At 44.3% G+C, this 7,824-nt stretch carries 11 protein-coding genes; 4 read left to right on the top strand and 7 right to left on the bottom strand.

Annotated features, from left to right (window positions below):
• Positions 1-274: 274 nt before the first annotated feature.
• Positions 275-625, top strand: a complete 351-nt coding sequence (locus H6G17_RS24290; protein WP_192161160.1) for a hypothetical protein — start codon at positions 275-277, stop codon at positions 623-625.
• A 69-nt stretch (positions 626-694) separates the two neighbouring features.
• Here H6G17_RS24290 and H6G17_RS24285 read toward each other — a convergent pair whose 3' ends face one another.
• The 4 genes from H6G17_RS24285 to H6G17_RS34250 form a co-directional block, all read right to left on the bottom strand.
• Positions 695-1,582: a CopG family transcriptional regulator gene (locus H6G17_RS24285; RefSeq protein ID WP_192161159.1), complete on the bottom strand. Its 888-nt coding sequence runs from the start codon at positions 1,580-1,582 to the stop codon at positions 695-697.
• A 100-nt stretch (positions 1,583-1,682) separates the two neighbouring features.
• The gene (locus tag H6G17_RS24280) at positions 1,683-3,023 is read right to left on the bottom strand and encodes a hypothetical protein (protein ID WP_192161158.1); all 1,341 of its coding nucleotides are present in this window, start codon (positions 3,021-3,023) and stop codon (positions 1,683-1,685) included.
• A gap of 109 nt (positions 3,024-3,132) precedes the next feature.
• Positions 3,133-3,288 (bottom strand): ribbon-helix-helix domain-containing protein, encoded by a 156-nt coding sequence (locus H6G17_RS24275; protein ID WP_192161157.1) that lies wholly within the window; start codon positions 3,286-3,288, stop codon positions 3,133-3,135.
• 452 nt (positions 3,289-3,740) lie between these two features.
• A complete protein-coding gene (locus H6G17_RS34250) occupies positions 3,741-3,872 on the bottom strand; it encodes a hypothetical protein (RefSeq protein ID WP_277876076.1) in 132 nt (43 codons plus the stop codon).
• 284 nt (positions 3,873-4,156) lie between these two features.
• Between H6G17_RS34250 and H6G17_RS24270 the strand changes: the two genes are divergently transcribed.
• The 3 genes from H6G17_RS24270 (at position 4,157) to H6G17_RS24255 (ending at position 5,374) form a co-directional block, all read left to right on the top strand.
• Complete coding sequence (locus tag H6G17_RS24270) at positions 4,157-4,447, top strand: hypothetical protein (RefSeq protein ID WP_192161156.1); 291 nt, start codon at positions 4,157-4,159, stop codon at positions 4,445-4,447.
• An 85-nt stretch (positions 4,448-4,532) separates the two neighbouring features.
• Entirely contained in the window at positions 4,533-4,847 is a 315-nt protein-coding gene (locus H6G17_RS24265; protein ID WP_192161155.1) for a hypothetical protein, read from the top strand.
• A gap of 329 nt (positions 4,848-5,176) precedes the next feature.
• Entirely contained in the window at positions 5,177-5,374 is a 198-nt protein-coding gene (locus H6G17_RS24255; protein WP_192161153.1) for a DUF2283 domain-containing protein, read from the top strand.
• Between the two features lie 283 nt (positions 5,375-5,657).
• Here the strand turns inward: H6G17_RS24255 and H6G17_RS24250 are convergent, their stop codons facing one another.
• From H6G17_RS24250 to H6G17_RS24240, 3 genes are read right to left on the bottom strand one after another with little or no spacing between them, the layout of a single operon-like run.
• Positions 5,658-5,915, bottom strand: coding sequence for a hypothetical protein (locus H6G17_RS24250; RefSeq protein ID WP_192161152.1), 258 nt, complete (start codon positions 5,913-5,915; stop codon positions 5,658-5,660).
• Positions 5,916-5,941: 26 nt separating this feature from the next.
• Entirely contained in the window at positions 5,942-7,585 is a 1,644-nt protein-coding gene (locus H6G17_RS24245; protein WP_192161151.1) for a hypothetical protein, read from the bottom strand.
• Positions 7,578-7,778 (bottom strand): hypothetical protein, encoded by a 201-nt coding sequence (locus tag H6G17_RS24240; protein ID WP_192161150.1) that lies wholly within the window; start codon positions 7,776-7,778, stop codon positions 7,578-7,580. Before H6G17_RS24240 ends, H6G17_RS24245 begins: the two co-directional genes overlap by 8 nt.
• Positions 7,779-7,824: the final 46 nt, after the last annotated feature.

The raw sequence follows: 7,824 nt of genomic DNA, 5'->3' as shown, positions 1-7,824 counted from the left end.
TCTGCTTTTGGCGAGAAAATATATCGTCGAACCGACGACACCAGTTATCAAAACATGCTGGCATCGCTGCACTTACTTGATCTTTCATTTACGCTGCTCCTGTTGAGACTGACGTAAAACTACCTCGGTGACTGTATTGTATCTCTATTTTTTCTTACTTTTCTACAAAGTCCCACTAGCTTAAATATCCCAGTGGCTATCCATAAAATAACCCCAGTAAGTATTTAGACTTAGCTGAGGTCTTAACTAGTAGCTATCTTAGTCATGTAAACCAATGGTTGACAAGCTAGTGGTAGCATTCCCAGGCTATATGAAACTAGACAAACAAGCTGCTATCAGGTTTACCCAAGATACCTATGACTGGCTACAGGCTCAAAGCGATCGCACAGGGTTAGCTATTAGTGACATAGTTAGGCAAGCGGTAGACTTGCTGATGACTGAACAGTCAGTAGTAACCGTACCGTTTAGCTACCAGGGCACAATGAAGGATCGCCAAATAGGTAGTGATCAGGTCTGGCTTGGTAGTCTTTATGCTAGACTGACAGCCTACGATGACGGGGCTGTAGTCCTGAACTACGGTCATGATAACGGTAGTAGTGCTATCTGGGTGGTGAGGGGTGAGTAGTGATGCATCCTACTAGCATGGGTTAGTCAACTGTTGGCTTATTACACACACACACATACTGAGGTGGTATCAGATACCATAGGTAGACTTCTTACTTAATATCCAAGTACGGCGATCGCTGTAGTCTAACGGTAGCCAATACAGGAGCCAGTCAGTATCAAGTAACTCTGATACTTCTCCCTCCTTTATTAGTTGGCTAGACATATTCGTTAGAGACTCAGGGTGAGTGCTACCAATAGCATCTAAATGTAGCTTCAGCTCATCTACATAAAGCTTTGTACCTACTGCATTTAGCTGATATGGTGTGGCTCTAACAGTGGGTTTACTTAGGTATTCTGATACCACTACATCATTATGATCCTGCTCAGAAATGTCTTGATGGTTGCTAGGGTTGCTGTCTTCAGCTTCCAGCCAGTCTAGTTCCTCCGTTAGAAACTCACCTTCTGCGCTAATATAAATGTCTGTGTCAAGGTCAAACTTTTGACATACCTCAAACTTAGCCTTACCGTTTCTTGAACGGTTAACGATACAAAGTAAACCTAAGTCTTTAAACAGGGCAAATGTGGTAGGTTTTCGCCTCCAACCCTTAACTTTAGGAGTAAGCTTCTGTTTAGCCGTACAGTTACTTAGTAGTAGCTGATACAGCTTGGAATGTTGACCCGTGATCTCTTGCCCTATATAAAACTCAGGTAGTTCTAGGGGTTTACCATCATGCTTGGCATCTTTTACACCTTCTAGCCGATCTAAGCGAACGCTAAAGGACTTTAGCGTAGCTATGATGTAGTCAATATTACTATGCCCTTCCGTAGCTTCAGGGTTGCTAGTGGCAGTGTTAGTAGTATCAGAGCTATACTGCTGAGCTAATGCATCTATGATGACTTGATGCCTACTTCTGCCAGTCTTCTGACTAACTACATGAAGATAAGCTGCTAACTCTGGAGGTAGTCGCAGAGTCATGTTTACTGTCTCAGTTGCCATAGGGTTTACTAAAATACTTTGAGGGATACCCACACACACAGACTAGATGGTATCTACTACTAGATACCATCTGACTAGTTTAGTCTTTCTGGACGATCCACCACAGTTCAGAAATGTCTGTAGTTAATACCCAATAGGCATGAGACTCATCTACAGGCTTCCAAGTCCAGTTATTGATGTCATGCATGACTCCGATGATATTTCCGTTAGGGACGTTTAGAAACCAGCTTTCGGGTCTTAGTATTTCCTGTTTCTTAAAATACTGAGCTAGTTGTTCTGCTGAGAGTTTCACTCCAGGAGTCTTAATGGAGTGATCTACAGGTGGTTGCCATCGTCCAAGCGTGTAGTTAGATAGCTCCTCATACTCACTACTAACCCCATAGTCTTCTCTTAGTCTCTTTACTCTTTCCTCTTCTACTGCCTGCTCAGCCTCTAAACGCCTTAGCTCTTTCATCACTAGCTGATGCTTTTTCTTGGCTGGTAGTGGTTGCCCTTCTTCATGCTCTAAAGCCAGCACTTCATCCTCTGCGATGTCTAGGAGTGCTAACTTAGCTGCTCTTTTCTCAGCTACGACTTGAGCTTTATCAAAACCTTCAGCATCTTGAAATAGTCGCTCTAACAGCCCATGACTCCAGTATTTCTTGGGGATAGTCTTTACCCGATCTTCCAAAGACAGTTGTTGTAGCGAATACTTTAGAGCTTCTTTTAGATGGCAATAGGGGATACCAAATACGGGCTGGTCAAGCAGTCCATGAGCTTTGGCTTGCTCATAGGTCATGTATTCTGTATCCGCTTTACCTGGTACATTGACTTCATAGGGTTTACCGTACCAGGATAGTGTCTTCCACATATCCTCTGTCAGGATGATACCAGGTTGCTTTTTACCGATCGGTTTACCTGACCATGCCGCAGGTAAAATAGCCGATCTCTTAGACTCAAAGCACTCCACCCAGATACGATACAGTCCTAGTGCTGTTTCAATGTGCCGTTGAGTTTCAGTACGATACTCTAGAGACTCTTTAGCCGATCTGTCTTTTTCCCATGCATTGCTGTGAATGTCCTCAAGCTTATCAGCAGTGAATGCAGCTAGTAAGGATACCGCACGATCGCGCTTGGCTGGGGCTATACGGGTGGACTCTGACACCATCAGCCATATAAGCGGTATACCTGGGGACTTTACCAGGGTGACTGGTTTATTAGAGCCTTCTACGGCGACATCTTCGCATAGAAAAGCTTTACAGGCTAAGGCTTTGGGGTTATTTTTGTTGAGTAAACTTCCGATAGACTTAGAGGACATACCTACAGTCTCACCCACCGCAGTTATGCTAGAACCCCAGCAACCATCTTCGAGCAGAAAGCTATCGCCAGCAATGCTAACTGTCAGTTGAATACTCTTCCGAGGTGCAATATACTTGGTCATTTCAGGTTATCCTTTAGTTGCTTCTATGTGATACCGTGTGGTGTCAATGGTGTGTGTGTGTAATGCTTACCCAATATGGCTCTAATAACTGCTAGAACACTTGTCAGGGCTATTTACTAGTAGTGGCAAAGTAATGTCTTAATGCCACGCGAATAACGGCACTAACAGAACGGTCTGAGTGTTGGGCTTCTTTCTGCACTGCTTCCATTAGGTCTAGGGGAAGCAACAGAGGAAACTTAGCTTGGTTACGGTGCATGGATGCCATAGGTGATGTCTTGGTGTCTATGTGGGGGACATCATTAAACTGTCTTTCGTCAGCATGAAAGGTTTAACACTTGACGGTTGTTTCAAGTGTGTAGCTTTAGTGCTGTCTATTACCTTGTGAAATACTTGAACTGTCTAGGCTGATCGCAGCCTAGATATAGTTATTACCCTTGGACTACCTTACCTACTTGACCCTAACTCTCTGGCTGTCTTTAGCCTACTTCACGGGTATCTTCTGCGGTATTCTCTGGTAGCCTTGGTATCCTTAGTTATATCCCGATCGCTGTACTAGTGCTATCCGTGCGATCGCTGAAAATGTTGTTGTGGTCTAGCTTGGTTTAGGTTAATGTGACCAAGCTTATCCGTTACTCTCTGTATCGGGTATACGCACTAATAACTCACCCCAGGTCTAAGCTTAGAGTGGTCTTCCGGTATCTATATTTACGATCGCGGTTATTGCTGGGTTACTAACTCTGGCTGAGTTTGCTTGATCTTCTCATATGTAGCTTGCCTAATATATTTAGCTACAGTCAAACCAGCGGACTGAGCCGCGATCTTGATGACCTCATATTCTTCAGGGGTCATTCGTAATGTGAACTTATGATCTCTGTTTGACTCGTTAAACATAATGTAACGCCTATTCATATACCTCTAAGTGTAGCCAAAGGTAGTATCGGATGTCCATACAAAATAGACACCACTAGTTCAGCTTACACTCTCTTCACCTACACATAAAGTTACTCTAAAGACAGCTTTTTTGTATGGACAAATAAGGTAGCTTAAGTCATACTCATAGATATAGAAAGGGCGGTGAGATCACAACACCTCGACCGCCCCAGTTAAACAAAAATACTTAAGGCTATTGTATCATGATCTACCCCAACTCCCCCGAAGCACGTTTGATCGAGCTAAATGGTAAAGTAGTTTGCCTGAGCTACCAGATAGATGCCTTGAAAGATCCCAGAACTGCCAGCAAGAAGCTAGCAACCAAACTACGTAAAGAGCTAGTGCAGCTAGCAGGTGAGCTATATCTACTTAAGGTTGACATGGGTGCTGACAGATGCCAGAGCGTTATAGATGAGCTATTGCAGACCATAGCTAACCTTTCCTTACATACCAAGATCGGTACAACACGCCGTCTGCCTTTGACTAACCCCTAGCTATTGAAAGCGATCGCTAGACCTACTAGCTACTACAAGCGATCGCTTACTACTACTGACCACCAACTACTCACACCATGCAGTCATGTCACCACAAGTACCTAGTAGAAACTTACAGCTAACCCCTAGAGATCGCAACATAGTGCTACACCTGACCGAAGCCGAGTATGACCTACTCAACAACTTAGCCTTATTCAAAGGTGAGCAAACAGAAGACTTCATTAGAATAGCTGCACTTAACCGAGCTGAGTTACAAAAGATCGACTGGGCTAATAGTCAGCTTATTGGCTATTTAGAGGATATCTTACGGACTAAACCCAGAGATACTATCAGCATTCAAGAGCTAGCTAACGCCATTCTGGTTAGTCTCAAGCAATACAAGCGAATATTTTTGAGATAGTTAAACCAAGGTTGGGCTGATAGCCTTATCCCACCCAGTAACTAACAAAATATAGCGATCGTACATTATGCTATGAACTATAAACTTTCACGTCATGCCCAGAGACAGATAGCAGCCAGGGGTATTTCTTTAGATCTCATACAGTCCGTGATGGTATCACCAGGTCAGGTAGTACCTGATACCACCAAAGGGGTCATCTACCAGTCTAAGTTTACAGGTAGAAGTGGTACAACTTTCCTACTAAGAGTCTGTGTGGACGACAGCACTAACCCTGTCACGGTCAAGACTGTATATGTTACCAATAAGATCGGTAAGTACTGGAGGGAAGCATGAAAGGGCATTACGATAAAGAAACAGACGCTCTGGCTATCCGTTGGAGCGATATAGCGATCTCAGACAGTGATGAGGTAGAACCAGGGGTCATCCTAGACTACGATGCAGACGGTAACGTGGTAGGTGTAGAGATCCTAGAAGCGTCTAGGAAGATCGAGTCACTATCAGGGTTTGTAGGTCAAGCTAGTGTTTAACCCAGGCTGATACCAGGTGATACCATCAACCTGTGTGTGTGTAGGTATCGGTTATTGGTTATTGGTTATCAGTGACCAGGCATTAGTCCCAGTCATTCGGTTCCAGGTGTGTCAGTCATTATATAAGGATAGAGATAGAACAGGTGGAACCAGCTAGCTATCCAGTCATCCAACAATAGCGATCGCCACAGCCAACAATAAACCCCAGTTACCTTACATCGGTCTGGGGTTTAGCTATTGGATATTAGGTTATAGCTGTAGCTACATTAGGGTTAACTATAAGCTACAAGGTCTGCACCCATTCATTCAGTAGTAACTCTGTCTGATAGTCCAGATCGCTACGGTTAACCTCATGGTCTTCTAAGTCGTCAGTCGTGACAGTAAAAGTGTCAGCTTCAAAGAATGAGTTAACATCATCTACTGCACCATCCCAGGTGATGTCCATCACGTCATAGATCTCGTAAGTCTTACCGCTAAGGATGACTTGTTTTGAAGCGTCTTCTAACTCAGGCATGTTACCACCATCCTTATATACTACCATTGTACTTCACCAGTCTTTAAGTGTCCCTATTTCTTCAAACCTTTACGATCGCCTAAGAAGTCCGTATAGATAGCTTTCTTTCTAGCCTCAACCAGGCTATTATCCACTTTGGTCTTATCGTGCCAGTTTTGTGTAGACTGTACACCAGCTTTCCAATGTACCTCAGCTTGTTCTGGGGTTAGTTCACCAGCTTTCACCCTACGGTTAACTTCATTACGGATCTGGTAAACTTCCCTTCGATAGTGTTCAGCCCAAAACCGCTTATTCCACCTGTTAAACCAGGTATCCCTACCCCACTCACCAGCATCAGGAACACCGAATGTAGCTAGTTTTCCTGTCTCAGGGTGAATACCCATTGGATGTAGAAGGTCATACATAGTCCGGTTAACCACGTTATGTCCACCTTCAGGTAGCAGCACTAACTCACGGTCTTCAGGTTGATCGGGTATCCTTATTTGCCAAACTTCTTTAGGCTTGCCGTTCTTGTCGGTAACAGTCACTTTCTCGACTAGCTGACCCATTTCTTGTTTAGCTGTCTCTAGGTCAATATCGCCAGCCTTGTATCTTGCTGTAATGGTATCAAACCTAACCTTAGCCCATTGAATATGGTGGTGAATATCCATACTACCGTAAGGTATTAGCTTACCATCCTTATTACGCCTCAGCCGATCGGGTATAGTGCCATGCCTTGAAGCCACCCAAGACGTAGCAGGGGCATCAATAGAACGTTTTACATGGTTCTCTACATACATGGCATAGGTAGCCATAGTTCTTAGCAACTGCTCATCGTTTAGCTGACGGTAGTGCTGCTTTTCATCAGGAATACCCCTTACCCGTTCTCGTTCAAACTCCACCCATGTCTGATGTTTGTTAATGCTAACCTGCTGCCCCTGGTGTTCCACGCCATAGTCAAACCCTGGTTGTTTGTGGACTTTCCAGCTACCTGTATGTTTACCTAACTCTAGTTGTCCCTTCCAGATATCGACACCGCGATCGCTAAACTCTACCTTAGTTTGGGATACTGGATAGCGTAAAGTATCCTTTCGAGGGGTTTTAGGTTGACCCTTGGAGTTCAGCCTATATGATGGGACTTCTTCTGTAGCTTCTACTTTATTCAGCTTCTTAAGTAAGTCAGCTACTTTCTTTCTGGCTACTACGTCCTGTTTAGCTGCTTCTGCCTGCTTACGTTGCTTTTCAGCCTCCCTAGCCTCAGCCTTAGCTTTCTTCTCAGCCTCTTTAGCCGCTTTCAATGCTAGCTTTGCTTCAGCTAGTGTCTTACCCTTGGTTTGCTCAGGTTTGGGGATAACTTCGTTAAGCTTTGCTAACGCTGGTTTGTTACCGACTAGTTTTCTGTTACCATTCTCAGACTGAGCTACTCTGGCTTGTAGTAACTGCTGTAGCTTTTCCTGTCTAGCTTGTTTCTTGGCTAACCGTTCGGCATCTAAGAACTTCTTCAGTAGTGCTAGTTTCTGTTCACGGGTGGTATTACCTAAAGATATCTTTCTACTACCAGTCTCAGTCTGGGCTATTCTGGCTTTACCTAGCTGCTTTCTGGCTGGCTTAGGTGCATCTAGTGTTTCAATAAACCTACCACGGTAGCCTCTAGGATGTTTACCAGGGTTAAACTTACCTCTTAGCCCGTTACCACGGATATTGTTACCCCTAACCATCTTGCACCCCTTTAGTTGTCTCAGAGGTGATAGCCGAGGTAGCTAGAGTGTCACTATAGAGTTGCTCAACACAGTCTCGAATAAGCTGCGATCGCTTACCGTTGGTGTAGCGAATAGCCAGGTAGTCTAGCTGGTGGATGAATGTCTCTGAGCATCTAAACTCAAAGCGAGTGTTAACTATCGGTTTTACCATTACTTAGGGCTGTGTCCGTACAACCCTAAGCCGTCCATGTAGTTAG

The sequence above is a fragment of the Chroococcidiopsis sp. [FACHB-1243] genome (genome assembly GCF_014696895.1).
Classification (GTDB): Bacteria; Cyanobacteriota; Cyanobacteriia; order Cyanobacteriales; family Chroococcidiopsidaceae; genus Chroococcidiopsis.
The sequence above is the reverse complement of the archived record's forward strand: the minus strand, read 5'-3'. Positions and strand labels throughout refer to the sequence as shown.